Below are 26,937 nucleotides of genomic sequence, written 5' to 3' on the forward strand. Positions count from 1 at the left end.
GTAAGACTTGGATATCTTGATTAACCGCCAAGCGGTTGATATCCAAATCTTAAAGGCGAACGCTACGCTTCTCACAGATTCATTCCTGTCCCGTCGCTCCGATGCTCAAAAGCCACCATTTCAGAGTGATGCAAAGTTCGATCTAGTGGGGGTGGCAGGGTAGATCAGAATGATCTAAAGCAGTGGATGTTGATGCTACTCTTTTGGTGCAAGTTGGAAGAATGGTAAGGCACTGTATTGTCCTGTCGTCCTCACAGTAGGGATTTTAGAACTTCTTGAACATTTAGAATGATGGATTTAAAAAAGATATCTATTTGTATCATATGTATAGTATTACTAGGTTTTAGAGGTTTTGTATGGAATGATATTCAATATTATTTGTTGAAGTATGAACAGAAAATTTAAGCAATCTAAGCTTTTTGGAAGTTATGAAAAGTATGCATGTTCTCTAAATGTTTATTATATTTTTACCTACTATGAGTCTATGTTGAATAGCGCTAGACTTTCTAAAAAAATGAATTGAGTTTTCAATATAAATAGCAATTTCTCAAACATCACTTATATCTATTTAAATTAAAAAATATACACTTGTTCAACAAGCAACAACTACGAACCTATATACAATCCAACCAGCGATTACGAAGTAGAGCCTCATTACATTACCAAAACAACCTTAGAGAATTAGGGTCTGCCTTTAGAAAAGTTGAACCACGCTCAAGCGGAGAGGAAAAGGATTGTTCGAAAGAGCGAAGCGCTCGCCTTACAAGTTTTCGATAGAAAACTACATCGGAAGCATAAGCTAAGGTTAGATATCGACTGCCCAGCAGTCCTATCAAGATATCCAATCTTAACGCGACGATAGAACAACCTTTTCCTCGCAGCGCTGTAGCTCACCAACTCTTCTACCCGCAACCCTATTTCCTAAGCCCAAACGAAAGGTGCGATGTACAGTGTCAGAAGCCTATAAAAGTGCCGGGGTCGATATCGCGGCAGGGAATGAAGCAGTAGAACGGATGAAAAAGCACGTTAAAACAACGTTTCGCCCGGAAGTGATGACAGAACTTGGTGGTTTCGGTGCATTGTTTGGCCTGAATAAAGATAAATATGATGAGCCTGTACTCGTATCCGGTACGGATGGTGTCGGCACGAAGCTGAAGCTTGCTTTTGCGATGGATAAGCATGACACGATTGGTATCGATGCTGTTGCGATGTGTGTGAATGATATCGTGGTACAAGGTGCAGAACCGTTGTTTTTCCTTGATTATCTAGCATGTGATCGTGTGATTCCTGAAAAGATCGAAGCGATTGTATCCGGTATTGCTGATGGATGTCGTCAAGCAGGATGTGCCTTGATCGGTGGCGAAACGGCTGAAATGCCAGGAATGTACTCGGAAGGTGAATATGATATTGCTGGATTTACCGTAGGTATCGTAGATAAAGCCAAAGTGATCACAGGTAGTGAGATTGCATCTGGTGATGTCGTGCTAGGCTTAGCTTCTAGTGGCATACACAGTAATGGCTTCTCACTGGTACGTAAATTGTTACTTGAAGACGGTGGATATGATCTCAAAGATACGGTAGCAGAACTTGATGGTGCTGTACTTGGAGATGTATTGCTAGAGCCTACTAAAATATATGTTAAATCAACACTTGCGTTACAAGAAGCGGTTAAAGTCAAAGGAATGGCACATATTACAGGTGGCGGATTTATCGAAAATATTCCACGGATGTTGCCTGAAAACGTGAATGTTGATATCGAATACGGAAGCTGGCCGATCTTGCCTATTTTTCAATTGATGCAAGCTAAAGGCGGTATTAGCCACAAAGATATGTTTACGACATTCAATATGGGTATTGGTATGGTGATTGTGGTTGCTGCGGATCAAGCAGAACAGGCATTAGCAGTCCTCAAAGAACAAGGCGAGACCGCATACAGACTTGGAAGTGTGCATGAAGGAACCAAAGTTGTGACATTTACCGGAGTCGATGTGTAATGAAGCCTTTTCGAATTGCTGTCTTTGCTTCAGGGGAAGGCACTAATTTTCAAGCGATGGTCGATGCATGGCAAAAGGGGTATTTCGGTGCAACAGAAGCAACAACAATCGAATTGTTAGTTTCAGATAAACCGCAAGCCCCCGTGGTTCAGCGTGCGATACAAGCGGGTGTAGATACGTATGTTTTTCGCCCTAAAGAATACAGTAGTCGTGAACAGTATGAAATAGAGATTGTAGCTGAACTGGAACGCCGGGGGATTGATCTGATTGTGTTGGCAGGCTATATGCGTTTGCTTACACCGACAATCGTGAATCCTTATATGGGTCGGATGATCAATGTACATCCGTCTTTATTGCCTGCTTTTCCAGGAAAAGATGCATTAGGTCAGGCACTGGCATACGGTGTGAAATTAACAGGGATTACGGTTCATTTTGTAGATAATGGCATGGATACAGGGCCGATTGTGGCGCAACAAGCTATAGAAGTACAGCCACACGATACAGCAGAGACGCTAGCCGAACGGATACATGAGATTGAACGGAAATTGTATCCACAAGTGGTGGCTCAGATTGCACAAGGTAAAGTCACGCTTGAAGGACGACAAGTGATTGTGGAAACATAACTTTTTTCAAATTAAAGGAGGAATAAATCCATCATGAGTATCAAAAGAGCGCTAGTGAGCGTGTCCGACAAAGCAGGTGTGGTTGATTTTTGCCGCGAGTTGTCTCAATTGGGTGTTGAAATTATTTCGACAGGTGGGACTAAAAATCTGCTTGCTGAAGCAGGAGTACCGGTGATTGGTATTTCAGAAGTAACTGGATTTCCTGAGATTCTAGATGGTCGTGTCAAAACATTACATCCGGCAGTACATAGTGGTCTGTTGGCAGTTCGAGATAGCGCGGAACACCAACAGCAAATGAAAGATTTGGAATTGGGGTATATTGATCTGGTCGTTGTGAATTTGTATCCTTTCCAAGAAACGATCTCCAAACCAGATGTAGCTTATGAAGATGCAATAGAAAATATTGATATCGGTGGACCTACGATGTTGCGTAGTGCTGCGAAGAATCATGCATTTGTTAGTGTAGTGGTCGATTCTAACGATTATGCGCAAGTGCTAGAAGAAGTACGTGCAGAAGGGGATACAACTCTGGATACACGTAAACGTCTAGCAGCTAAAGTATTCCGTCATACTGCGGCATATGATGCTCTAATCTCTGATTATCTGTGCAATGTATTAGGTGATCCTTTGCCAGAGCGTTACACAGTAACATATGAGAAGATTCAAGATCTTCGTTATGGCGAAAATCCACATCAAGCAGCAGCTTTTTACCGTAAGCCGATGGCACCAGCAGGTACACTGACGACTGCGGAGCAACTTCATGGCAAAGAGTTATCTTACAACAATATCAATGATGCCAATGCGGCTCTACAAATTGTTAAAGAATTTACAGAACCTGCTGTCGTGGCTGTCAAACATATGAATCCTTGCGGAGTAGGCGTAGGCGAGACGATCGCTGAAGCATACAACAAAGCATACAATGCAGATCCAACTTCGATTTTCGGTGGGATTGTAGCGGCTAATCGTACAATTGATGCAGAAACAGCGCAACCGCTCAGTGAGATTTTCCTAGAAATCGTACTTGCCCCAGATTTTACACCAGAAGCATTAGAAATTTTGACGAAAAAGAAAAATATTCGCTTGCTGAAAATGGGCGAATTGACTTCATCGGAAGCACGTACATCGCAACATGTGGTGACTACGATTGAAGGCGGTATGGTCGTACAAGAAAGTGATGTACATTCGATTACGACAGATGATCTAAAAGTCGTCACTGACCGTTCTCCTTCTGGCGAAGAATTGAAGCAATTGTTATTCGGATGGAAAGTCGTAAAGCATGTGAAATCCAATGCGATCGTATTAGCAGCCGATGATATGACCGTTGGCGTAGGTGCAGGTCAGATGAATCGTGTAGGAGCCGCTAAAATTGCGATCGAACAAGCAGGAGAAAAAGCGAACGGAGCTATTCTTGCTTCAGATGCCTTTTTCCCAATGGGCGATACGGTCGAATTGGCAGCTAAAGCAGGCATCAAAGCGATTATTCAACCGGGTGGATCGATCAAAGACGAAGAATCAATCAAAATGGCTAATGAATATGGTATCGCTATGGTATTCACAGGCGTACGTCATTTCAAACATTAATCGTATAGGAATATGATTTGGAAAAAATGGAAATAGATTTACTGAGAAATACTACAGAATCAGATGGTAGATAGTTATAAAACAATGTTTGTACTCCTATAAATTCGCTTGCAATACGCAACAAAACAGACCGAATTTTTCTTGTTCGGTCTGTTGTTTTATTGGCTTGAAAAATCCTTCTCTATAGTAAAGGAGCGTGACGTGATGGATATTTTAGTGGTTGGTGGTGGAGGACGTGAGCATGCAATCATCTGGTCGCTTGCCCAAAGTACAAAAGCAGATAAAATTTACTGTGCCCCTGGAAATGCAGGCATTGCACAACTAGCAGAATGTGTGCCGATTCAAGTGAATGAATTTGAGAAATTAGCTGATTTTGCGGAAGAAAAAAAAGTAGGCTTGGTTGTGATCGGTCCAGATGATCCACTAGCTGATGGGATTGTAGATGTTTTTGAACATCGTCAAATTCCAGTATACGGTCCTCGTAAAAATGCAGCACTTATCGAAGGTAGCAAAACCTTTATGAAAGACTTACTTCATAAATACAATATTCCAACAGCCGCTTATGCAAAGTTCGATGATTATCCGTCTGCTCTTCAGTATCTTCAACAACAATCGATGCCTATCGTGATCAAAGCCGACGGACTTGCCGCAGGTAAAGGGGTAACGGTTGCGCACAGTATGGACGAAGCGGTCGATGCGTTACAGTCGATTATGCAAGATAAAGTATTTGGTGAAGCAGGCAGTAAAGTAGTAATCGAAGAATTTTTGGCTGGACAAGAAATGTCGATCTTAGCTTTTGTTGATGGAGAAACGGTTCGTCCTATGGCGGCGGCGCAAGATCACAAGCCTGCATATGATAACGATCTAGGACCAAATACAGGTGGAATGGGAACCTATTCGCCGTTACCACATATCCAGCAAAGTATTATTGATGAAGCAATAGAGACGATTATTGTTCCAACTGCCAAAGCGATGGTTGCCGAAGGTCGTTCATTTAGCGGAGTATTATTTGCAGGATTGATGATCTCACCAGATGGCACGCCCAAAACGATTGAATTCAATGCACGCTTTGGTGATCCTGAGACGCAAGTGGTCTTACCACGTCTACAAAGTGATCTGCTAGAGATTTTCCTAGCGACGGTAAATGGTACACTTGCCGATATTGAGATCCAGTGGAGTGAGCAAGCCGCTGTATGTGTAATCCTTGCTTCAGGAGGTTATCCTGCTGCTTATGCTAAAGGATTGCCGATTAGTGGGCTAGAACATACAGATGAGCAAGCACTGGTATTTCATGCAGGTACAGCATTAAGCACACATGGTGAAGTGGTGACCAATGGCGGACGTGTACTGGGTGTTGTAGGCTTAGGAACAGATATTGCAACAGCACGTGCCAAAGCGTATGAACATGCTGAAAAGATTACATTTGAAGGTAAACATCAGCGTAGCGATATTGCTGCTAAAGCTCTTTTGAAAAGATAATAATTATAATTTAGTAGAAGTCTATAAAATTAAATCTAGACTTCTACTAAATATGGATTCTAAAAGAAATTTATGTTTTTTATTGACATTTCCTTTTTTTTCTTATATGATTAGAAAAATTAAATTTTAATTAGCATAGATTTTTGAAGAAATACTAAAAATAAGTAATTAGTTAGTTTTAGTAGTTATTAGAAAAATAGTTTTATATAGGTGATTATAGAAATGAAAAATAAAATTAATAAGCATTTAATAGTTTATGAAGAAGATGAAGAAATAATTTTATTAAATTTAGTAGATAATAAGTTTTTTGCATTAGACTTTATATCATCAATTTTTTGGAAGCAAATAAATTTAGAAAAAGAAAATAAAGAGATAGTAGATTACATAAGTAAACAATTCGAAGTGACAAAAGAACAAGTACAAAAAGATCTTGAAATCTTTTTAAAAGATCTCAAGAAATCAGGAGTGATTATAACTGAATAGCAAATTTTTTAATGTCTTAACATTTATTCGTTTATATTTATTATTGATAATGTTTGATTTTAAATTACACAAAATAGGTTTTACAAATATTTTTGATCAGTATTCAAAAAAGAATTTTTTGGAAAAAAGTAAAAATATTAATATTGTTGACTATGAAAAATTCTCTGAAAGAATAAATTTTGAATTTGATATGCTAGATATGGTATGTACCTGGTATCCTAGAAAAGCAGATTGTATACATAAAACTTTTTTAGGATATAAGATTCTCAGAAAAAAATATCATATCCAAGTTGATATGGTAGTAGGAATTAGAAAATTTCCTTTCGAAGCGCATGCGTGGTTGATAGAAGAAGATAGAAATTTTTTTGGTGACGAAGAAGAAACAAATAAATATAAAATCATTTTAAATTCAAATGATTTTATGGGAGGTTGATTACAATTCGTTGGTTTTTAGCAGAAATAAATACTAACAGTATAAGCTGTCAGAAGCAAAAAGTTGAAGAGTATATAAAAAAAGAATTTAATATAGAAGTATATCAAAAAGAAGTTGAAAGATTTAATAATAGATTTACATGTTGTGATAGTGAATCTTTACCAGAAATACAAAATAATCAAATAGTAGTTTTAGGTGATGTAGATATACACAATCAAGAAATGTTAAAAGAAAAATACGAAATTAGTAAAGCATTATGTACAGAAGATTTATTAATTCACTTATATAGGAATCTAGGAATAGATTTTTTGAATGAATTGGTTGGAGAATTTTCATTTATACTATATGACAGTGATAAGAATTTGACTTATGCTGTAAGAGATCATGTAGGGATAAAAACATTGTACTGGATCAAAAAAGATAATAAATATATTTTTGCAAATGATATTTTCATATTACAAGATTATTTTAATATTAAAGATCTAGAGATGGAATATTTTAAAGAATTTTTAGATTGTAATGGAATAGTAGATAGTGAATTAACTCCTTATAAAGAAGTAAAAAGATTAAGCAGTGGTTATTATTTAGAATTAAATGATAAGTTAGATTACCAAATACATAATTACTGGGATCTATGTAATATAAATGGAAATATTAAATTCTTAAATGAAAAAGAATACGAAGAGAAATTTAAAGAAATATTTTTCGAATCAGTAAAGTCTAGATTGAAAAAAAATGATGAAACCTCGATTATGCTAAGCGGCGGACTAGATTCTACTTCAATCTATGCAGCTTCAAAAATATTATCAAAAGAAGATAAAGAAAAAAAACAACAAATATCTTCAATAAGTGCTGTATTTAATGAACTTAAAGAATCGGATGAACAAATTTATATTAATGAGTTATTAGATAAATATAAAGATAAAGGAAATTACAAAGAATTCGACAATGAATTAATGTATGAGAATTTTCCTGAGAATATTCCATTTTCATATGAGCCACATGTTAGTGGTTTGACATTTGAGTTCACCAATAGATTAGTTAAAGGTGCAGCTGAAAATGGAATAAATCGGATGTTAACTGGATTTGCTGGAGATCAGTTATTAACAGGTTCTTTAGATGTTACAAATGATTTCATCAAAAGAAGAAAGTTAGGCAAAGCACTTTCTTATGTTACAAAATATTCGATTGCCACTAATAGCTCTGCATTTAAAAATTTCTTTAAGTATACACTATCTTCTAATATTCTGGATGAGGAGGTGAAAAATAAAGAAAGTAGCTACTATACCAAAATGAAGAAAAAGATGAAGAAGATCAGATATTCTCATCAAAAACAATTGTATTATCAAATTAGTAATGCAAAAGCTCATTTATATATGGATAGAACAATAGGTGCTATTCATAAAGTGGATATAAAACATCCATTGCTAGACAGAAGATTGATTGAATTTGTATATACTTTACCAGGCGAATTAAGATTCTCAGATTACCATAGCAAATTGATTTTGAGAAATTCATTAGGAGACATTTTAACAGAACGAATAAAAAATCGTATAAATAAAACAACACATTTAGCTTATACATATAAAAGTATAAGAACAAATTGGGAAAAAATCTATAGTACTTTATCTCAACCGCAATTAATTATTAAATTAGGCTTTATTTCTTTAGAAGAATGGAATAAAGAGCTTATGAAATGGCGTAATGGAATTGCTGTATCAGATAGCTTTTGGCTTATGCTAGCGATTGAACTATGGATATCAAAATACAATACTAAAGTCAATAATTGATATAAGACTATTGTGCTATTTATAAGGTGAAAAATAGGAGGAATTATTAATGAAATATATTAGTCCAACACTCGTAGAATGCGGAAATAGTATGGAAGTTATCAAAGGGGAATGTGGATGGGGAAAAGAAAATGCTACTCTTGATCAAGTAGGGGCTACAAAAGCTTATAGAAATCGAACTCATTGGAGAGTTGAAGGACCATACGGTCAAGGTCGGAATATTTGTAGTAGAGATTTAGTATGTAGTACTGATTCTAATCAATGTTAATTCACTAGAATAAATATTGATTTTTTTAAATGAATTAACTTATTGTGTGAATCTAAAGTTATCTTTTAAAAATAACCATTAAAAAACCTTATAAATAGCATAATATTGTTATATGATCGCATCATATTTAATGTGATGCGATCTTAATTATAATTAATTATATGGAGTGGCTTATGAGTAATTACATTTATGGAATAATAATAATCTTCTGTATTCTGGTATATCTGTATATCACTTTCAAAATCTATAGTAATAGATCTTTTTTGAAAGATAAAAAAAATATTAAACAAGAAATTAATCAAAATTACACTGGTTATGCCATTTTAATATTTAATGATATGTTATCGCATGAAATAGAAATTGTTAAAGAAATATATCATGTAGCTATAAAAAAACAAAACGTTATATTGATAGATATTGAAGAGAATAATGATATTGAAGTATTAGAAATATTGAAAAAATTAAACATAAATCAATTTCCTGCGGTCTTTTATATTGAGGATAACAAGTCAATCGAATTGTTTGATTTTGATAATGATTTTTTATATGATACATCTTTTATGAACAGAAAAAAAGGTATTGAATCAAATTTAACTTGGAGGCCTTCTAATGATCTTAGTAATTAAGGTCCTGTTTTTTTTATTAGGTTGTTTTTTTTTGAAAAATAGTATTATTAAATTCAAAAAGAAATATTTATTTTTTGAAGCTATTAATGATTATAAAATTATCAAATATGAATATTTAGTCATTATACTTGTACCTTTACTCATTACAATCGAATTATTTGTATCTTTAAATTTTATTGCCGGTTTTTCTTTATCCTATATTGTCTTATTAGCAGCACTTTTACAATTGTTTTATATATTTCTAAATATAAAAAGTTTGAATAAAATATTCAGTAATAATTGCGGCTGTTTTTCGTTACAAACACCCAGAAAAGTAACAGCTAAAAATGTACTAAATAATATTATAATTCTGTTTATTATTATATTGTTATATGGTTTGAAAATTAGATATTATTGAATAGAGGAATACATTATGGAAATTCTGTCTACGATATTTCATGTTGGTGTAGGTTTAGTTTTATTGTTTTCAGGTATAAGTAAAATTTTTTCTATTAAAGAAAATCAAAATGAGTTAAAAATTTTAAAAATAATACCTAATTATTTGTTGGTACCTTTAAGTTATTTATTGCCTATTTTTGAAGTGCTTTTAGCGATATCTTTACTTTTTCGTGGAGATATTATTTATGTGCAAATATTAGCCATCGTGTTGCTATTAAGCTTTGTTTTTATACATATTGATGCAATGCTAAATAAAAAAGAAACGAAATGCTTTTGTTTTGGTAACATGATAAGTGCTAAGCATGGTTTGGGAGGTTTAATTCAGACTATCCTTCTACTTTTGAGCTTGATTCCTAGTGTATTATATTTACCTTCTAGCTTGTATTTATTAATGAGCGAAGATCTAAATATAAAATTCTATATCATTTTAATAAGTGCTTTTTTCTGGGGCTTTATTTTAGTGTTATCTAGAAGATTATTAGATGAAATTTAAAGGAGAAAAATATGAATGCTGAATATCAAATTATTGTTTCATTAATTCTCATGATTTTAGTTGTTTTATTTATCATTATACTAGTTATAAATAAATTTAAAGTATCAAAAGTAATTAATCAAGGTATAGAAATAGGGGGGGGATTACCAAATATAGTAGTTCATAATTATCTTAATCAAGAAGTGAATTTATTAGAAGAGATTCATTCTCAAAACATAGATACTTTTATTTTGATAGATCTTAATTGTAGTCAATGTGAAAAAGTTTTAAAAACTTTAAAAGTTATTAAATCAGAATATTTAAGAAATATAAGATTTTTAACTGTAGGATCCGAAGATGGATATTCTAAAATATCTAATCAATCATTTCAACATCAAGTGTTATCAGCAAACATGGAAGATGTAATTAATATACTTAAAGTGAACGGTTTTCCTTTTATTTTTAAAAACGATGTATATGGTAAGATTACGTCTAAAGGATATATATCAGAAGAGAATATAACTAAATATATTAATTGAATTAAGAGGTACTTATGTTAAAAGAACTGGATATCGTAGCATTTATTAAAAGTCAAAAGTATTTTTTTATACTAGCTTATAAAGAGAATCCAAGTAGTTTCATTTGGTATATGATATGTAAACTTATTATTTCTGTTCTACCCCCTATAGTAGTTTTACTTAATAAAAAAGTTATAGATTCAATAAGTAATATTCATGATCAACCCTATTTATTAACATTGACTATTCAATTAGTAATAGCTGTTTTTTTAATTCAGTATATATCATCGCTAGTAAATAGTTTTGGTGATTATATTTTTACTAAAATTTCTCGAGATGCAAATTTTGTTTTAAAAAAATTACTTTACGAAAAAATATTAAAAATACCATATGAGGAATATGAAGATAGTAAGTTTTTTGATGATATTAGTTTATCTAATATTGCTATCTCTACTAGTGGTATTAATGTAATTCAAAATATAATAACAATTATAGGAAGTATAATTTCTCTATTAGGTATGTTAGGAATACTTTTAACTATACATTGGACCATGCCTTTAGCTTTATTTATATCGACTTTGCCGGGTATAATCTTGCTTTTTGCTGTGAAAACTAAAAGTTATAATATTAGCAAAGAAACTGCTTTGAAATCTAGAGAGTTGGATTATACATCTGATCTTTTTTTAAATAGAAGTATTGTAAAAGAAATTAAAATTTATAATACTGGTGAATATTTATTAAATAAATGGAAAACTCTTTTTCAATATATCCAGATACATACCCTAAAATTAGCATTTTGGGAATTTAAGACTACTTCTTTGGCTGTTTTTATATTACAAGCTTCAAGTTTAGTAGTTTCATTAATCTTAATACAACAAATCTCCTCTAATATATTGACAGTTGGCGATTATGTTGCTTTATTAGGAGCTGTAACATCAGTACAAGGAATATTTGGTATGATCGGTGGAAGTCTAGGATCAATATTTGAAACTGCTATCTATAATAACTCATTGTTAAAAGTATTAAACTATAATTTGAAGAATCCCTTTGTTAATCATATTGCATCTAATAAATTTGAAGAACTTGATGTTGATAATTTAACGTTTATTTATCCTCAAACTGATAAAAAAGTATTGAAAAATATTTCTATGCGTATAAAAAAAGGAGAAAATATTGCTATAGTAGGTCATAATGGGTCAGGCAAGACAACTTTACTAAATTGTTTACTTGGATTATATAGTGCTACTGGTGGACAAATAAAATTAAATAAACATAACATCGAAGAAATAGATAGAGCTAACTTATATAATATCATGTCTGCTATTTTTCAAGATTTTGGTAGATATAAGTATACGGTTAGAGAAAATTTAAGTTTTGGAGATTTAGAAAAATTTAATAAAGATTCAGAACTATTTGATAACTTGAAAAAAGTTGATTTATATAATAAAATAATTAATTTTGATCAAAAGCTAGATACTTATCTAACAAAAGAAATGCCAAATGGAAGTGAATTGTCTGGTGGTGAATGGCAGAAATTAGCGATTGCTAGAGGTTTTCTTAAAAATACAGACCTTATCATTTTAGATGAGCCTACTGCAGCATTAGATCCAATAAGTGAATTAAATATTTTTGAGGTTTTTTATAAATTAGCACAAAATAAAACTATTATTACAATATCACATCGATTAGGACCAACAAGGTTAGCTAATCGAATTATAGTTATGAATAATGGAGAAATACATGAAGAAGGTTCATTTGATGAGCTTATGAGTAAAAAAGGAATGTATTATGAAATGTATCTTGCTCAATCCAATTGGTATACAAATACAGAAACATAAACTAAGATAACTTTAAAAAATATTAATAGTTATAGCCCTTTAAGCTTTCAGATATAATGCTTAAAGGGCTGTTTTTGTGATAATCAGTATTTATTTTAATATAAACAAATTAAAATTTAACCATGATTTCTAAATAGTATATATTCTCAGATTGGAGGAATCACCTATGCACTTAGAAACACAGCGACTTGTTATTCGAGAAATACAAGATACCGATTGGAAAGCGATACATACCTATACTCAATTACCTGAAGTCACAAAGCACACAGCATGGGGGCCTAACACTGAAGCAGATACTCAAGCGTATGTGAAAGAAGTGATCGCTCAACAACAGCAATCGTCTCGTCAAGATTATGAATTCGCCATTTGCCTCCAGCATGAAGGGACGTTAATCGGCGGGATTGGTATTCATGTTCACCAGACGAATGCTGAGATTGGTTATGTACTGAACCCTGATCATCAGGGCAAAGGTTATGTGACAGAAGCGGCTCAAGCTATACTCACTTATGGATTTGAGACATTGGATGTACATCGAATCTATGCTACTTGTCGTCCGGCTAATAGAGCTTCTGAGAAAGTTATGCAAAAGATCGGAATGACACGTGAAGGCATGATGCGTGAACATTGGTATTATAAAGGCGAATTTCATGATTCCTATCTGTACTCTATATTGGCAAAAGAATATCGAAAACACTCCAACAAATCAAACAAAAAGAAACTTTGAATAAGATACGTTCATTAAGCAAAGCATTTCTCAAATTTGATTAACAATTTGGGATTGCCTTTGAATCTGAGTTTGCCTGTTAGTAATGCTACCCCTACATTTTTTTCTTTCGCCACAATTTTAAGCCATGTTTTGCTATCTACTGTAATCTGAATATCGGGTTTGCCATGAAGACCGTCGGTAACCTGAAGCTTTTTATCGCGAATATCGAATGTGGTTTGTCTCGTTTCATTTCCGGTGAATGTGAAATGATACGTACAGTTTACATCAGTGGCTTGATTAGGTTGAAATACATGAGGCATCAGGGTGACCAAAAGACTGATCGAATTCGGTATAAGTCCATTCCCAACACGTTTGACTGTTTTATGGGGAAAACGTTTTTGAACATGTGCTTCTGCATCTGAGCCAGAAATAACATATATCGTCTCTTCTTTAGCTTGCAATGGCTTCAGAATATCGTTCATAAACCCTTTACGATCTTGTAGAAATGGTCCGATGACATCATCGCCAGCAGGACAAACGGATAAGCAATAAGCGGCTTTGTAGTTAGCGCCAAAACTCAAACTTTGCCACCATGAAGCGGATTCTGTTGCAGGAACTTCATTCCGAAATTCTTTCGTGTTCTTGCTATCCACAATCGTTTCTACAAAATCGCTAAAACCGCCCATAAACTCACGATAATTGTGTGTAGCGCATGATGAAAAGTTAAATTGTCCATCTGCACCAATCGCACCCACAGGGCAGGCAGCCACACAAAGCTTGCATTCCAGACATGGATTGTAATCAATCGGTCGATCTTCTTTGTTGACTTTAGCATCTAGTATAATAGCACCAAGAAGAATAAAATTTCCGAACTTCGGATGAATCACATTACGATGAATGCCCATCTTACCTAATCCTGCGGCAACGGCAACAGGTTTGAGTGAAACAACCCATGCTTTACCAGGAAACTTATCCATTTCCATCGGGAAACCCATAGCTGCATTTAAAGCTCGTACTCCTCGTGCTTCTAAGGCAGATACGATGTTATGGGATGTGTCGGCTACCTTATCTCCAGTGTGATGAAATTCAATATTAGCAAGAGAGCGTGCAGGGGTACGGATCGGTTCTCGATTCATTCTGGAAACGAAACTGATCATCGTTTTGGCATGCGGAAATACAGATAGAATATCCTCACGCTGATCATCCAATTCGGAGCGTTCGATAGAGATCACTCCCACATCATCTGCTCCAGCTTCAAGACATAATTCGCGTATCCAATCATAATCAAGTATTTCATTGTCAAAATTTGCAGATTGTGCGGCGGATTCATAGTAACGCAGAACGGTAGGATGTTTTTTCATATCAGCCATTTTTATCTGCTCCTTTTAATTAGGTGTATATACACCTTTTTGATTAAAAAAAATTAATTTTCTCTATTTAGCTTAACAATATCAGACAATTGACCAAGTAAACCTGTATAACGCGTCTCACCCATATAGTCTTGAACACGGGTCTGTGCCTGTTCCCATAATGGAAGTGCACGGTCGAGAAGTTCTTTACCTTCAGGTGTTAAAGCAATAAAACGTTTTCGACGATCCTTTCCCTCTGTAATAGATACCCAGCCGTTTCTCTCAAGAGGCTTTAGATCGCGTGGTAAAGTAGTACGATCCATAAGAAGTACTTCGGCTAGAGAAGTAATAGTAACAGAGCCAGTCTGTTCAAGTGCCATTAGCAAAGATAACTGTGTAGCTCTGATCCCGACAGGTCTTAAATATTCATCGTATAAACTCGTAATAAATCGCGAAGCTTTTCTAAAATTCAAGCAAGCACACATTGTGGTATAATCGATTTTCTCTGGAAAATCGGAAGTTGAATGTTGTTTTGTCATAAATATGAGTATATACACATATTTGTTGATGTCAATATGATGATGATCTTTACTTGTATATCCTATCTATAAATCAGGGTGATCTTATTCTTAAAATGTAGATGGTTGTGCTACAATAAATCCTTACGCTATGATAATATTCAATCACAGATTAACCCTATCCGTATGTGCATCTTTAACTACACTCGGATCATAGAGAAAGGGCAGTAACTATGGCGAAAATGACAATGGCAGATGTGGCTCGTGAAGCAGGAGTATCCAAAAGTACAGTCTCCCAGTATCTAAACGGGCGTTATGAATATATGAGCAGTACAACCAAAGACAAAATAGCTGCGGCGATTCAAGCATTGGATTATCGTCCCAATGTGCTAGCACGTAGTTTGAAACAAAAACGTACATTTACTATTGGTGTGATCGTGGCGAATATGTTGCATCAATTTTCATTAGAAGTTTGTCGGGGGATCGAGAGTTATTGTCGAGAACAAGGCATTAGTGTGATCCTTTGCAATACAGATGAAGATGAAGCAAGAGAACGAGAAGATTTGGAATTACTGCGTTCCAAACAAGTCGATGGTGTGATTGCTTTTCCATCGGGTCAGTTAAAACCGTTGTACCAGAAGTTAGTTCAAGAAGGATTCCCATTGGTATTTGTAGATCGGAAGCTTGAAGGCGTACAGGTCAATCGTGTAGTGGTCGATAATGAACAAGCCGCCTATACAGCAACAGAGCACTTGATTACTAGCGGGCACCAACAGATTGCGATGCTAACGGCACCTTTAACAATTTCGACTCGGGTAGAACGGGTTCAAGGATATACAAGGGCGATGCAGGAAAAGTTACCACAGATCACACCGATGATAATCTCGGATGAAGTCGGGCAACTACGACACCAATTAAGTGCATGGACAGATCAGCACCAATTACCAACTGCGATTATTGCTGGAAATGATCTAGTCTTGTTAGAAGTACTGGCTTTTCTCAAAGAACATCAGTTACAGATTCCGCAAGATATGGCTTTGATTGTGTTTGATAATATTCCATTTGCAGAGTTATTGACCCCTACATTATCTACGATTGTTCAGCCTTCTCATGATATGGGCAGACAAGCCGCAGAAATGTTGATTGCTTCGATCTCCGCAGAGAGTACTGGGCAAGAACCTCCAGCGATACAAGAAAAGCAATTTACCTGTACATTGATGATTCGAGAGTCTTCTGCTCAAGTCATTAATATACAATAAAATGAATAGTCTTCTGATAACTTTTTAAATATATATATTGTAATGATGTAAAAGAGACTGCTTCAGATCACAGTTACAGATCTTGAACAGTCTCTTTTTGTATTACACTATCATATAATCGACCCAATCGATTCGTGTACATCCCATTTGATCAAAAAAGCGATGAGCACGTGTATTATGTGGAGCCGCTACCCAGCTCATATGAGCAAATCCATGATCTTGAGTATATTTGTGACAGTGCTTGAACAATTGAACTTCAACTTCCGTATCTCGTAAATGTTCTTGCAGATATAGATCGTTCATAATTGTCACTTTTTCTGCTTTGATTGAGCTAAATGAGAAGTACAATGTTGCAAATCCTACAGTCTGATTATTTTGCTCGACTACAAATTGAACCCCTGATTGCAGTTCCAATAATGTATGGATCAGATGGTGAAGCTTTTCTACAGCAGGCTTCGGCTTTTGATAAAAGTCTCCGATATATTCATTCATAATAGTGGTCAATGCGTCTACATCTGTACTTTTTGCTTGACGGATAACAGTAGGTATAGATTCCAATACAATCATCTCCTTTATGTATAAGAGATTAATATACACTATTATGTATAAATATACAAATTAATATGTAATAACTCATCTGGGATAGTACGATTAGTTCAAAAGTACCTTTTACCATATAAATACAGATAACGTTTACAAAAAGGCTTGTATTTCTAAAATGATTGGATTATACTCACTTCATAAACCGATTTACTAAACCGATTTATTAAAAGCGTTTTACAAGTGAAACGGATGAATATCTTACAGATGAATAGTGAAATAATAGACATCTTTATTATACGAATACGAAAAGCTGAAAGGAGTACACATCGATGACCACTACCATTATCCCCACATCTGTATTTGCAGATGTTGTTCATAGCAAATTACCTCAAGCACAAGTGGCGACACGTATTGCTGAGATTGGAGCGGAGGGTATAGAGATTCGGCGTGAATGGTTTGTAGAGTCTGATCTGTTATTGCCTTTAGATCAATGCAGACAAGCGATTGAGCAAGCAAATCTTGCATATACTGTTTATTCGGTACCTGCATCGTTATGGCAAGATAATCATTTGCTAGATCAAGACATTCTCTATCGTTCTTTGAGAGAAGCACAGCAATTAGGAGCCGATGCAGTGAAATTGTCACTCGGTCACTATGAAGTTACACAGTCGTCTATAGAAGGACTTCTTGCAAGTCTTGATCAGTTTTTTGCTAATCAAGCTTCAACCTCTAGTTTGCAATTATGGATCGAAAATGATCAGACACTAGAGGGTGGTGATCCTGCACGGTTGCTTTGCTTTTTTGAACAATTAGCTATTTTGCAAGCGCATTCGCCACTGTATTCGATCGGGATGACTTTTGATATTGGCAACTGGTTATATACAGGACATGATGCTCTTCAAGCTGCCCGGCAGTTAGCACCTTATGTGACATATATTCATGCTAAGCATTCGGTTCAGCAAGAGAATAGATATCTAACGCTTCCTTTACCGACAGAGGAACAAGCATTGTGGCGTCAAGTCATCGAAATTCTTCCGAATCAAGCATGGCGGGCGATAGAATTTACATTATCAGATGATACACAGATTGAGTATTACAATCATGTACTACGCACAGCAGGAAGGAGCAATCATACGATGGATACTACGACAGATACCGCTAAAGTAGATAAAAATGAGCTTTTAACATCATCGACCTTACCTACCAAAAGTGATAACACATCACTGGATATCGTTACTTTTGGCGAAGCGATGACGATGTTTGTAGCTGAAGAAGTAGGTGATCTGCACAATGTGTCTTTATTTAGTAAACGACTAGCTGGAGCAGAAGCCAATGCAGCGATCGGATTTGCTCGTCTAGGTCTTCGCTCGGGTTGGGCAAGTCAGGTAGGAGCTGATGCTTTTGGCACATTTGTACAACAACAATTGGCAAATGAGCATGTCAATCTGGATCATGTACGTGTAGATTCAGAACACCCTACAGGATTTCAGCTCAAATCCAAAGTGATCAGCGGTGACCCGCAAGTACAATATTTTCGTCGTGGATCAGCAGCAAGTCAGATGAGTATCCAGAATCTCGATCTTTCTTATTTTAGATCAGCACGCCATTTGCATATGACAGGGATTCCTTTGGCATTATCAGATACTAATCGTGAATTTGCTCAGCATGTTATTCAACATATGCGTGATAACGATAGAAGCATCTCATTTGATCCTAACTTGCGTCCAACATTGTGGAATAGTGAAGCAGAGATGATCCAGACGATTAATCAGTTTGCTATTCAAGCAGACATCGTGTTACCGGGTATGGAAGAAGGGCAGATATTAACAGGATCAGTAGTACCGGAAGAGATTGCAGATTTTTACCTGAAGCAAGGGGTGAAAATGGTTATCGTCAAATTAGGTCCATCTGGTGCTTATTATCGCAGTCAGGAGCAAGAAGGTATTGTACCCGGATTTATGGTAGACCATGTAATAGATACAGTTGGTGCAGGCGATGGATTTGCTGTTGGAACGGTTAGCGGTTGGTTAGCTGGACTTACCATCGAACAAGCGATTACCAGAGGGTGTGCGATCGGTGCATTAGCAGTCCAATCGATTGGCGATCATGAAGGATATCCTACTGAACATGAATTACAGCATTTTATCGATCATCAGCCAAGATATGTATCACCAGCAGATGGAATAGTTGAGCATACTTCAATTCAAGACCCATCTTTGGAAGGAGTGAAATAAACATGCAAGAAAAGACAGCCTTACCTGCTTCTCGTTGGTTACGATTAATTCCAGTTATTTTTATTACGTATAGTCTGGCTTATCTGGATCGTGCGAATTATAGCTTTGGTGCGGCATCAGGAATGGCACATGATCTGAATATTTCAGCAGCGATATCGTCGTTACTGGGAGCCCTTTTCTTTCTAGGTTATTTCTTTTTCCAAATTCCGGGCGCTCATTATGCGGAGAAAAAAAGTGCGAAAAAGCTTATTTTCTGGTCGTTGATTCTGTGGGGTGCACTGGCATCTGCAACAGGGATGATTACCAATGTCAATCTATTGATCGTGATCCGATTTGCACTTGGTGTCGTTGAAAGCGCGGTCATGCCAGCCATGCTTGTTTTTAATGCACACTGGTTTACGAATAAAGAACGCTCACGTGCGAATACCTTTTTGATTCTAGGTAATCCAGCAACTGTATTGTGGATGTCGATTATTTCAGGGTATCTAGTGACCGCTGTAGGTTGGCGGTGGATGTTTATTATAGAAGGAATGCCAGCTATTATCTGGGCATTTGTCTGGTGGAAAGTGGTACAAGATAAGCCTTCTCAAGCTAAATGGTTAACTGATGCGGAGAAGCAAGCTTTAGAAGATGAATTGGAACGTGAACAAGCAGGTATGAAGCAAGTGAAGAATTACCGTGAAGCTTTCCGTTCACCCACTGTTATCAAATTAAGTCTACAATACTTTTTCTGGAGTATTGGGGTGTATGGATTTGTGATGTGGTTACCTTCGATTATTGCCAAAGCCCCAAATATGACGATGGTATCGACAGGTTGGTTAGCGGCTGTTCCCTATGTGCTCGCTGTCATTCTGATGTTAGTGACTTCATTCTTTTCTGATAAAATGCAAAGCCGTAAAAACTTTGTCTGGCCCTTCTTATTAATTGGAGCACTTGCCTTTTACGGATCGTATCTCATTGGCCCGAATCACTTCTGGATTTCATTTGTATTACTGGTGATTGCAGGTGGGGCGATGTATGCACCGTATGGTCCATTTTTTGCTATCGTACCGGAAGTATTACCTCGTAATGTAGCAGGCGGAGCGATGGCGCTGATTAACAGCATGGGGGCGTTAGGTTCATTTGCAGGTTCTTATATTGTAGGTTATCTGAACGATATCACAGGTGGGTTCGATGCATCGTATATGTTTATGGCAGGCTCGTTACTTTTATCTGCGATCTTAACTATGATGGTACGCAAACCACAGACTCAGAAACCTCAAACTTCTCCAGAGTGGAAAACAAAAGTCAGTGCCACTTAAATAAAAGAATAGTGAAAGTGTAAAATAACGTCACACAACAATAGAACAGTGTATTTCTTTTATATCTAAACGATGTAAAAAATAATTTATATTTAGTGAAGGAGCAGAATAAATATGACTGAACAACAGCCAGTGCGTATACAGCTTGCACTAGATCGAATGACGATTCAAGAAGCTATCCATATGGCACAACAAGTCGAACCGTATGTAGATTGGATCGAAGTCGGTACATCGCTTATTAAAGAGTTCGGTATCGAAAGTGTACGTCAGATCAAGCAAGCTTTTCCTGATAAAATCATCGTGGCGGATATCAAAACGTTCGATAATGCAAAATACGAATTTGAACTTTGTTTTGAAGCTGGAGCAGATGTAGCGACAGTTATGGGTGCGGCGCCTGATGCTACATTAGAATTATGTATGCAGACTGCTCGCAAATATCAGAGACAGACGATGATCGATCTGCTAAATGTATCTCAAGAAAAAAGGCATCAACTTAAGCAATATACAGATGCTGTATTATGCCATCATGTGAGCAAAGATGAGCAGGAGCATCACGGACAAGTAGCAGGATCATCTTCTATTCAACAGACTACGACTGATGCCATTGCCAATAACAGTACACCGAAGATTGCTGTAGCTGGTGGAATTACGTTAGAGACGTTGCCGACGATATTACAACAATCGCCTACTGTTGTCATAGTAGGTTCTGCAATTACCCAAGCGCATGATCCTGCTGAAGCTGCTCAACAGATTCGAGAACTAATCCATACATTCTTTTCACAGTCTACAAATACAACAGCTTCAATATAATACATTTTAAAAATGGAGTGATATCTATGAATAACATTCAATCGACAACAGCAGAGCAGATTATTGCTGAGATTAGCCAAGTGATTGCCCATGTACCACAAGAATCAATCAGTAAGCTAGCCACGTTGCTTGTTAACAGTCAGCGTATTTTTGTAACCGGTGAAGGACGATCTGGATTTATGGCCAAATCATTTGCTATGCGCTTAATGCATCTAGGTGCAGATTCTCATGTGATCGGAGAAACGGTGACGCCTGCACTTGCTGCGGGTGATCTACTGATCGCTGTGTCTGGATCAGGTACAACTAAATCCGCTATATGGACAGCAGACAAAGCTAAAGAGTTAGGATGCTCTATTGTGGCAGTGACTACCGACGAATCATCACCACTGGGTATACTAGCAGATATGATTTTGCATATCCCAGCAGCGACCAAGTATAGACGTGAAGGAGAAGCGGCAAGTATTCAACCTTTGGGATCATTATTTGATCAATGTACACATGTCTTACTGGATGCAATATGCTTAGCCTATGGACAACTTCAACAAGTCCAACATGATGACGTATTTGCTAAACATAGCAATGTAGAATGAAAAATAGTATTTCTTTTTAACCCCACAAATATAAGATTATCAATACCATATAAACAGGTAGACTAAACAAAATAATGCTCCATGAATTAACCATACCGCGGTCTCTGGAAGTAGGGTCGCTCGCTTGATTCGCTCGCATCCGATCTCCACTGACTAACGTACCTGAAAGAGCCAGTGTAATAACAATTAATATCACGGCAACCACTTGAAGTATATGTTCAAATTCATATGGTAATACAAATTGAACAAAATACAGTACAACTAGAAAAAGAGCACCTGAGCCTAAAAGCAAACCTGTTTTTTTCATAAGAGTATTCACCTTTCTACTATGTAATAGGAACAGCTATGTATCTACAATCTACTAGAATAAAACAAAAGACTGTCGAATGTATATTCGCAGTCTTTTGTGTATTATATCATTTATGATGTTATTACTTTGGAATAACTAGAGTACTTTTTCTAAAAAGCTAATCGTACGTTCGTGTTGAGGATTACCAAATACCTCTTCAGGCGTACCTTCTTCTACCACATAACCACCATCCATAAAGATCACACGATCGGCCACTTCACGAGCAAAGCCCATTTCATGAGTTACGATCATCATGGTCATGCCTTCTTTGGCAAGAGAGTTCATAACACCTAGTACTTCACCGACCATTTCAGGATCAAGTGCAGAAGTCGGTTCATCGAATAACATAACGTCCGGATTCATAGCCAGTGCGCGTGCAATCGCTACACGTTGCTTTTGACCACCTGATAATTGGTTAGGTAGTGCATCGGCTTTATCTGCTAATCCAACACGATCTAGCAATTTGAGAGCGATATTACGAGCTTCTGCTGGAGACGATTTTTTGAGTTCGGTTGGAGCTAACATAATATTTTTGATTACGCTCATATGCGGGAAAAGATTAAAGTGCTGGAATACCATTCCGATATTTTCACGTACTTTGTTGATATCAGTTTGTTTATCGTTGATGTTGTAATCATCGACAATGACTGTACCTGCTGTAATCTCTTCCAGACGGTTAATACAACGAAGGAAGGTACTTTTACCCGAACCAGATGGACCAATGACACAAACCACTTCGCCTTCTTTAACTTCCAGATCAATACCTTTCAGTACATGATTGGAACCAAAGCTTTTTTTCAGACCGGTTACTTTAATTTTATCCATTGCTGACCTTCCTTTCGATGTGGTTAGAGATTTTAGTAAGGATTGTAATAACAATTAGATACATTAGAGCAACCATTAACCAGATTGTAAATGAATCTAGTGTACGAGCGATAACGATTTTACCGGATTGTGTTAATTCCACTAGACCGATTGCAGATAAAATGGATGTATCTTTTAATGTAATAACTAATTGATTGATGAATGAAGGAATCATCAATTTAACTGCTTGCGGAATAATAATTTTAACCATTGCTGTACGATAAGGAAGTCCAAGCGAACGAGCAGCTTCCATTTGTCCACGATCAATCGATTGAATACCACCACGAATAATCTCAGTTACATATGCACCTGCATTCAGACTTAATGCCAATATGGAAGCAACGAACAATGGCATTGTGAATCCTAAGGCTCCTGGAATACCGAAGTAAATGAAGAACGCTAGAACAAGTAATGGAACTCCGCGGAACACATCAACAAATATAGTTGCAATAGCTCTTAAAATGCGATTATGACTAACTTTCATAAACCCAAAAATTAGACCTAAAATAAATGCAAAGAATAAAGAAACAATAGTATAAAGTAATGTTTTTAATAATCCATTTACTAAATAAGGGAAAGATTGTTGAATTAATTCCCAACGGCTTAATTTTTCTGTAACTACACCTTTACCATCTTTACCTAAATAAGTTTCTAAAATTTTATCATATTCACCATTACTACGAAGATTTGCAAGTCCAGCATTAAACTTTTGTAATAATTCTTGATTTTGCCCTTTACTTACCGCAAATCCATATGATCCACCTGGTTCTTTTTCAGTAACTAATTTTAGTCCTGTATTTTGTGTAACACCATAAGCCAGTACAGGATAATCATCAAAACAAGCTACAGAGTTTCCAGTTTTCACATCATCATACATCTGTGAAGAGTCATCAAATGGAACCATAGTAAATCCATATTTGTCTTTGATTGAATCAGCAAAGGTATAACCTTCTGTTCCTGTTTTTACAGCTACACGTTTGCCACGTAAATCTTCATACGTTTTTACAGTATCATTATCTTGTTTAACAGCCATGACTACACCAGAATCGAAGTAAGGCTTAGAAAAATCAAATGTTTGTTTACGCTCATCGGTAATACTCATTCCTGCGATAACACCATCAACCTGATTAGATTGGAGTGCTTGAACAGCGGCATTAAATCCTAGAGGTTTAATTTCATAACTAAAGTTCTGGTCTTTGGCGATTGCTGCCATCAGATCCATATCAATTCCTACAAATTGTCCCTTTGAGTTCTGAAATTCGAAAGGAGCAAACGTAATATCTGTAGCAATTTGATAAGTTTTGCCTTCCTGTGCTTGTGCAGTTGCAGTCGTGGCAAAGCTTCCTGTAGATACTCCAAAGAAAAGAAGGAGAGCCATTACTAACCACATTACCCTAGATTTCTTCATAAAATCCTCCATTTCATTGACTTCTTCATGTCTATTAGCAAGTATTGTCATGCCTATACTTGAATCGAGCGAGAAACAACCTGCTCACGATTCATATTGCTTACAATAGATATCTCAAATTGATATCTTACATCACATGTCTTCCCATTCTACAAAAAAAACAAGCTATTGACTATAGGTCATTGTACTTTTCAGTTAATTATGTATCACGTAAACGGTATCATTCGAATATTCATGTTAGGTATTTCAAAAATTTAAATTTATTTTGTAAGCTATGTATTATATTAGGAAGAAATTTAAATATGAAAAACCCCTCAAGAGCTTGTTATCTTGAGGGGAAAATAAAAAATTTAAAAAACTCCTTGTCCATTTATAAATAGTTGCCACTGAAAAGATTGATTTTGGCCATTATCGCCTATAAATCTAGCAGTGAGTTGAATACCAAGTTGTGTAGCCAGACCACCATCTAGTACTTCTGTCCAACCAGTATTTTGTAAATTAACTAACTTTGTTGTTCCGACTTTATATGTTAAATATTGAGAAGGAAGAGTCATAGTTTGAAGTTTGGCTTTACCATCAAGTCCCGGTCCTGATTGATTAACTCTACCATTTACACTTAGAAGGGGACCTTTAGTATTTGGTTTATCGTATCGATAATAAATTTTGTCTAGACCAAGATAAGTGTTTCCATCAGCTTTAGTCTTGGTGTGATAAAATAATCGAATAGTAAGACTTAACCCACTGACGGAATCTTTTTCTGTACCTTTTCGTTCATAAGAACCGGGTGCTGAAACTGAAAGATCCGTTACATATTGGTTCATAGTATTTCCTGTATTTACATCTTGAAGTTCTCTATACAAGTGAGTTTCTTCATTGGTAACTTTGTTGTATGTGTTTTGAGATACATTCTCTTTCTCTATTGAATTAGTAGATAAAGAACTTTGATTATTTTCTAATTCAGTCATTGTATTTAATTCTACTGGACTACTAATTTTTGTACTTTCGTCATTCGTATCATACTGTTTGATAACTTTGTAACCTTCTGGAATACTTTCGTCTTGAGGCATTCCATTTGGTTCAGCGGCTGAAGCTAAGCTAACTGAAGATAATGTTAATACGCCTGCCATAATTACGCTAAATAACTTCTTTGGAACTTCTTTCATTTTCTGTACCTCCATAAGTTGTAATTTTTTCTTTTAATATGTTAAAGCATTCATATATTGAATTCAAGTTTACTAAAAATCCCTACTTTTAAATGCTCATAAACACCCTGTCACTTTACACTTCCACCACATATGATAAAATGCAATGAACATATTAAGAAGGGAACGGGATATATGAAATTAGTTATTTTAGATGTAGATACAGGGATTGATGATTCGTTAGCACTGGCATATGCAGCTCATTCACCGGAATTGGATATTTTGGGAGTGACGACGGTATTCGGTAATATTACAGTCGAAGAAGCAACGCGTAATACGCTGGTCGTATTAGATAAATTAGAGCGTGAAGAAATTCCAGTCTATGCAGGAGAAAGTAAGCCGATGAGCCGTGAATATACGAAGCCTTTTGCCCGTCATATTCATGGAGAAGATGGAATTGGTAATCAGTATCGGGAACCTTCCGAACGTCAAGCGCAGCATATGAGTGCAGCTGACTTTATCGTTCAGCAAATTCAAGCATCTCCAGGCAAAGTCACTGTAGTGGCAGTAGGGCCGTTGACCAATATTGCCAAAGCTATTCAGACAGACCCTACTATTGTGAATACGATTGAACGATTAGTGGTGATGGGTGGCGCGGTTACTGTACCGGGTAATGTTACACCTTATGCGGAAGCTAATATTTACTCTGATCCTGACGCAGCCGCTTTTGTTCTTACATCAGGAATGCCGATCACATTGGTAGGACTGGATGTCACGATGAAAACATTGCTCACCGGTGTTCATTTGGACGAATGGAGACGGGAAAATAGTGCGTTATCTGTCTTTTTAGCTGATATGACGGAGTTCTACATGGGTGCTTATAATGAGATTGTAACAGGTGGCAAAGGTTGTGCTTTACATGATCCATTAGCTGTAGGCGTAGCGATTGATCCTACAATAGTACGCACGACTTCGTATGCTATTCATGTGGAATGTACCGATCCAGACGCATTAGGCAAAACGACAGGCAAACACGATACAGCTGTGGCACATATTGATGTTGCATTAGATGTAGATTCTTCTCGCTTTTTGAAACACTTTTTAAGTCGAATCGTCTAATCTTTTCTATTATAAGTAATCATTATTCAGAGCCGATCTGTTCAATGTAAGATGAGTGTAGTCTTGCATAACGGGTGGGCTTTAGATGATGAGATCTTATTAATATACATAAAATGTTACAAATACCGATTAAAGTAGACATTCTCTTTCATTTTTTATTGTTACTGTAAGGTAAATACGGTATCATTGAAATATGTAGCTA

Annotated in this window: 27 protein-coding genes; 20 read left to right on the forward strand and 7 right to left on the reverse strand. The window is 36.0% G+C overall.

Features of this window, described 5'->3' with window-relative positions:
* Positions 1-950 precede the first annotated feature (950 nt).
* The 14 genes from purM to PO903_RS08875 all read left to right on the forward strand — a co-directional run bounded on the left by purM (position 951) and on the right by PO903_RS08875 (position 13,267).
* Positions 951-1,994, forward strand: coding sequence for a phosphoribosylformylglycinamidine cyclo-ligase (gene purM, locus PO903_RS08815; protein ID WP_273593170.1), 1,044 nt, complete (start codon positions 951-953; stop codon positions 1,992-1,994).
* Entirely contained in the window at positions 1,994-2,617 is a 624-nt protein-coding gene (purN, locus tag PO903_RS08820) for a phosphoribosylglycinamide formyltransferase (protein ID WP_069328597.1), read from the forward strand. Before purM ends, purN begins: the two co-directional genes overlap by 1 nt.
* A 33-nt stretch (positions 2,618-2,650) precedes the next feature.
* Positions 2,651-4,198, forward strand: a complete 1,548-nt coding sequence (purH, locus tag PO903_RS08825; RefSeq protein WP_137225856.1) for a bifunctional phosphoribosylaminoimidazolecarboxamide formyltransferase/IMP cyclohydrolase — start codon at positions 2,651-2,653, stop codon at positions 4,196-4,198.
* A gap of 204 nt (positions 4,199-4,402) precedes the next feature.
* Complete coding sequence (purD, locus tag PO903_RS08830) at positions 4,403-5,677, forward strand: phosphoribosylamine--glycine ligase (protein ID WP_273593171.1); 1,275 nt, start codon at positions 4,403-4,405, stop codon at positions 5,675-5,677.
* Positions 5,678-5,899: 222 nt separating this feature from the next.
* Complete coding sequence (locus tag PO903_RS08835; protein WP_273593172.1) at positions 5,900-6,160, forward strand: PqqD family protein; 261 nt, start codon at positions 5,900-5,902, stop codon at positions 6,158-6,160.
* Positions 6,161-6,278: 118 nt separating this feature from the next.
* A complete protein-coding gene (locus PO903_RS08840) occupies positions 6,279-6,593 on the forward strand; it encodes a lasso peptide biosynthesis B2 protein (RefSeq protein ID WP_273593173.1) in 315 nt (104 codons plus the stop codon).
* Positions 6,590-8,383: an asparagine synthase-related protein gene (locus PO903_RS08845; protein WP_273593174.1), complete on the forward strand. Its 1,794-nt coding sequence runs from the start codon at positions 6,590-6,592 to the stop codon at positions 8,381-8,383. Before PO903_RS08840 ends, PO903_RS08845 begins: the two co-directional genes overlap by 4 nt.
* A 49-nt stretch (positions 8,384-8,432) precedes the next feature.
* Positions 8,433-8,651, forward strand: a complete 219-nt coding sequence (locus PO903_RS08850) for a hypothetical protein (protein ID WP_273593175.1) — start codon at positions 8,433-8,435, stop codon at positions 8,649-8,651.
* A 263-nt stretch (positions 8,652-8,914) separates the two neighbouring features.
* The gene (locus PO903_RS08855) at positions 8,915-9,277 is read left to right on the forward strand and encodes a hypothetical protein (protein ID WP_273593176.1); all 363 of its coding nucleotides are present in this window, start codon (positions 8,915-8,917) and stop codon (positions 9,275-9,277) included.
* Positions 9,261-9,674, forward strand: a complete 414-nt coding sequence (locus PO903_RS22290) for a MauE/DoxX family redox-associated membrane protein (RefSeq protein ID WP_350339079.1) — start codon at positions 9,261-9,263, stop codon at positions 9,672-9,674. Before PO903_RS08855 ends, PO903_RS22290 begins: the two co-directional genes overlap by 17 nt.
* A gap of 15 nt (positions 9,675-9,689) precedes the next feature.
* The gene (locus PO903_RS08860; protein WP_273593177.1) at positions 9,690-10,208 is read left to right on the forward strand and encodes a MauE/DoxX family redox-associated membrane protein; all 519 of its coding nucleotides are present in this window, start codon (positions 9,690-9,692) and stop codon (positions 10,206-10,208) included.
* An 11-nt stretch (positions 10,209-10,219) separates the two neighbouring features.
* Positions 10,220-10,726 carry a hypothetical protein gene (locus PO903_RS08865; RefSeq protein ID WP_273593178.1) on the forward strand — a complete coding sequence of 169 codons (507 nt, stop codon included), beginning with the start codon at positions 10,220-10,222 and terminating at the stop codon, positions 10,724-10,726.
* A gap of 14 nt (positions 10,727-10,740) precedes the next feature.
* Positions 10,741-12,543: an ABC transporter ATP-binding protein gene (locus tag PO903_RS08870; RefSeq protein WP_273593179.1), complete on the forward strand. Its 1,803-nt coding sequence runs from the start codon at positions 10,741-10,743 to the stop codon at positions 12,541-12,543.
* A 166-nt stretch (positions 12,544-12,709) separates the two neighbouring features.
* Positions 12,710-13,267, forward strand: a complete 558-nt coding sequence (locus PO903_RS08875; protein WP_273593180.1) for a GNAT family N-acetyltransferase — start codon at positions 12,710-12,712, stop codon at positions 13,265-13,267.
* Positions 13,268-13,281: 14 nt separating this feature from the next.
* Here PO903_RS08875 and PO903_RS08880 read toward each other — a convergent pair whose 3' ends face one another.
* The gene (locus PO903_RS08880) at positions 13,282-14,619 is read right to left on the reverse strand and encodes an SCP2 sterol-binding domain-containing protein (protein ID WP_273593181.1); all 1,338 of its coding nucleotides are present in this window, start codon (positions 14,617-14,619) and stop codon (positions 13,282-13,284) included.
* 53 nt (positions 14,620-14,672) lie between these two features.
* Complete coding sequence (locus PO903_RS08885) at positions 14,673-15,137, reverse strand: MarR family winged helix-turn-helix transcriptional regulator (protein ID WP_137225487.1); 465 nt, start codon at positions 15,135-15,137, stop codon at positions 14,673-14,675.
* A gap of 212 nt (positions 15,138-15,349) precedes the next feature.
* Here PO903_RS08885 and PO903_RS08890 point away from each other — a divergent pair, with 212 nt between their 5' ends.
* Positions 15,350-16,375 carry a LacI family DNA-binding transcriptional regulator gene (locus PO903_RS08890; protein ID WP_273593182.1) on the forward strand — a complete coding sequence of 342 codons (1,026 nt, stop codon included), beginning with the start codon at positions 15,350-15,352 and terminating at the stop codon, positions 16,373-16,375.
* A 102-nt stretch (positions 16,376-16,477) separates the two neighbouring features.
* On the opposite strand, the gene PO903_RS08895 is transcribed toward PO903_RS08890, so the two are convergent.
* A complete protein-coding gene (locus tag PO903_RS08895; RefSeq protein ID WP_350339080.1) occupies positions 16,478-16,933 on the reverse strand; it encodes a GNAT family N-acetyltransferase in 456 nt (151 codons plus the stop codon).
* A gap of 314 nt (positions 16,934-17,247) precedes the next feature.
* Between PO903_RS08895 and PO903_RS08900 the strand changes: the two genes are divergently transcribed.
* The 4 genes from PO903_RS08900 (at position 17,248) to hxlB (ending at position 21,853) form a co-directional block, all read left to right on the forward strand.
* Positions 17,248-19,152: a PfkB family carbohydrate kinase gene (locus PO903_RS08900; protein ID WP_273593183.1), complete on the forward strand. Its 1,905-nt coding sequence runs from the start codon at positions 17,248-17,250 to the stop codon at positions 19,150-19,152.
* Positions 19,153-19,154: 2 nt separating this feature from the next.
* Positions 19,155-20,453, forward strand: coding sequence for an MFS transporter (locus PO903_RS08905; RefSeq protein WP_273593184.1), 1,299 nt, complete (start codon positions 19,155-19,157; stop codon positions 20,451-20,453).
* 114 nt (positions 20,454-20,567) lie between these two features.
* Complete coding sequence (gene hxlA, locus PO903_RS08910; RefSeq protein WP_342671994.1) at positions 20,568-21,263, forward strand: 3-hexulose-6-phosphate synthase; 696 nt, start codon at positions 20,568-20,570, stop codon at positions 21,261-21,263.
* 26 nt (positions 21,264-21,289) lie between these two features.
* The gene (hxlB, locus tag PO903_RS08915; protein ID WP_273593185.1) at positions 21,290-21,853 is read left to right on the forward strand and encodes a 6-phospho-3-hexuloisomerase; all 564 of its coding nucleotides are present in this window, start codon (positions 21,290-21,292) and stop codon (positions 21,851-21,853) included.
* A gap of 16 nt (positions 21,854-21,869) precedes the next feature.
* On the opposite strand, the gene PO903_RS08920 is transcribed toward hxlB, so the two are convergent.
* The 4 genes from PO903_RS08920 to PO903_RS08935 form a co-directional block, all read right to left on the reverse strand.
* On the reverse strand, positions 21,870-22,160 hold the full coding sequence (locus PO903_RS08920; protein ID WP_273593186.1) for a DUF5316 family protein: 291 nt from the start codon (positions 22,158-22,160) through the stop codon (positions 21,870-21,872).
* 138 nt (positions 22,161-22,298) lie between these two features.
* Positions 22,299-23,027: an amino acid ABC transporter ATP-binding protein gene (locus PO903_RS08925; RefSeq protein ID WP_069327527.1), complete on the reverse strand. Its 729-nt coding sequence runs from the start codon at positions 23,025-23,027 to the stop codon at positions 22,299-22,301.
* Positions 23,020-24,474 carry an amino acid ABC transporter substrate-binding protein/permease gene (locus PO903_RS08930; protein WP_273593187.1) on the reverse strand — a complete coding sequence of 485 codons (1,455 nt, stop codon included), beginning with the start codon at positions 24,472-24,474 and terminating at the stop codon, positions 23,020-23,022. The genes PO903_RS08925 and PO903_RS08930 overlap by 8 nt, the downstream gene beginning before the upstream one ends.
* A 350-nt stretch (positions 24,475-24,824) precedes the next feature.
* A complete protein-coding gene (locus PO903_RS08935) occupies positions 24,825-25,637 on the reverse strand; it encodes a hypothetical protein (protein ID WP_273593188.1) in 813 nt (270 codons plus the stop codon).
* A 174-nt stretch (positions 25,638-25,811) separates the two neighbouring features.
* On the opposite strand from PO903_RS08935, the gene PO903_RS08940 reads away from it, so the two are divergent.
* Complete coding sequence (locus tag PO903_RS08940) at positions 25,812-26,735, forward strand: nucleoside hydrolase (protein ID WP_069327525.1); 924 nt, start codon at positions 25,812-25,814, stop codon at positions 26,733-26,735.
* Positions 26,736-26,937: the final 202 nt, after the last annotated feature.

Origin of the sequence: Paenibacillus sp. PK4536, assembly GCF_028594455.2 — a bacterium.
In the GTDB taxonomy this organism is placed as follows: Bacteria; Bacillota; Bacilli; order Paenibacillales; family Paenibacillaceae; genus Saccharibacillus; species Saccharibacillus nuruki.

Bases quoted from the DNA above. Each gene is read 5' to 3' on its own strand.
- purN (WP_069328597.1), top strand. From the start codon at position 1,994: ATGAAGCCTTTTCGAATTGCTGTCTTTGCTTCAGGGGAAGGCACTAAT.
- purH (WP_137225856.1), top strand. From the start codon at position 2,651: ATGAGTATCAAAAGAGCGCTAGTGAGCGTGTCCGACAAAGCAGGTGTG.
- purD (WP_273593171.1), top strand. From the start codon at position 4,403: ATGGATATTTTAGTGGTTGGTGGTGGAGGACGTGAGCATGCAATCATC.
- PO903_RS08835 (WP_273593172.1), top strand. From the start codon at position 5,900: ATGAAAAATAAAATTAATAAGCATTTAATAGTTTATGAAGAAGATGAA.
- PO903_RS08850 (WP_273593175.1), top strand. From the start codon at position 8,433: ATGAAATATATTAGTCCAACACTCGTAGAATGCGGAAATAGTATGGAA.
- PO903_RS22290 (WP_350339079.1), top strand. From the start codon at position 9,261: ATGATCTTAGTAATTAAGGTCCTGTTTTTTTTATTAGGTTGTTTTTTT.
- PO903_RS08860 (WP_273593177.1), top strand. From the start codon at position 9,690: ATGGAAATTCTGTCTACGATATTTCATGTTGGTGTAGGTTTAGTTTTA.
- PO903_RS08865 (WP_273593178.1), top strand. From the start codon at position 10,220: ATGAATGCTGAATATCAAATTATTGTTTCATTAATTCTCATGATTTTA.
- PO903_RS08870 (WP_273593179.1), top strand. From the start codon at position 10,741: ATGTTAAAAGAACTGGATATCGTAGCATTTATTAAAAGTCAAAAGTAT.
- PO903_RS08875 (WP_273593180.1), top strand. From the start codon at position 12,710: ATGCACTTAGAAACACAGCGACTTGTTATTCGAGAAATACAAGATACC.
- PO903_RS08880 (WP_273593181.1), bottom strand. From the start codon at position 14,619: ATGGCTGATATGAAAAAACATCCTACCGTTCTGCGTTACTATGAATCC.
- PO903_RS08885 (WP_137225487.1), bottom strand. From the start codon at position 15,137: ATGACAAAACAACATTCAACTTCCGATTTTCCAGAGAAAATCGATTAT.
- PO903_RS08890 (WP_273593182.1), top strand. From the start codon at position 15,350: ATGGCGAAAATGACAATGGCAGATGTGGCTCGTGAAGCAGGAGTATCC.
- PO903_RS08900 (WP_273593183.1), top strand. From the start codon at position 17,248: ATGACCACTACCATTATCCCCACATCTGTATTTGCAGATGTTGTTCAT.
- PO903_RS08905 (WP_273593184.1), top strand. From the start codon at position 19,155: ATGCAAGAAAAGACAGCCTTACCTGCTTCTCGTTGGTTACGATTAATT.
- hxlA (WP_342671994.1), top strand. From the start codon at position 20,568: ATGACTGAACAACAGCCAGTGCGTATACAGCTTGCACTAGATCGAATG.
- hxlB (WP_273593185.1), top strand. From the start codon at position 21,290: ATGAATAACATTCAATCGACAACAGCAGAGCAGATTATTGCTGAGATT.
- PO903_RS08920 (WP_273593186.1), bottom strand. From the start codon at position 22,160: ATGAAAAAAACAGGTTTGCTTTTAGGCTCAGGTGCTCTTTTTCTAGTT.
- PO903_RS08925 (WP_069327527.1), bottom strand. From the start codon at position 23,027: ATGGATAAAATTAAAGTAACCGGTCTGAAAAAAAGCTTTGGTTCCAAT.
- PO903_RS08930 (WP_273593187.1), bottom strand. From the start codon at position 24,474: ATGAAGAAATCTAGGGTAATGTGGTTAGTAATGGCTCTCCTTCTTTTC.
- PO903_RS08935 (WP_273593188.1), bottom strand. From the start codon at position 25,637: ATGAAAGAAGTTCCAAAGAAGTTATTTAGCGTAATTATGGCAGGCGTA.
- PO903_RS08940 (WP_069327525.1), top strand. From the start codon at position 25,812: ATGAAATTAGTTATTTTAGATGTAGATACAGGGATTGATGATTCGTTA.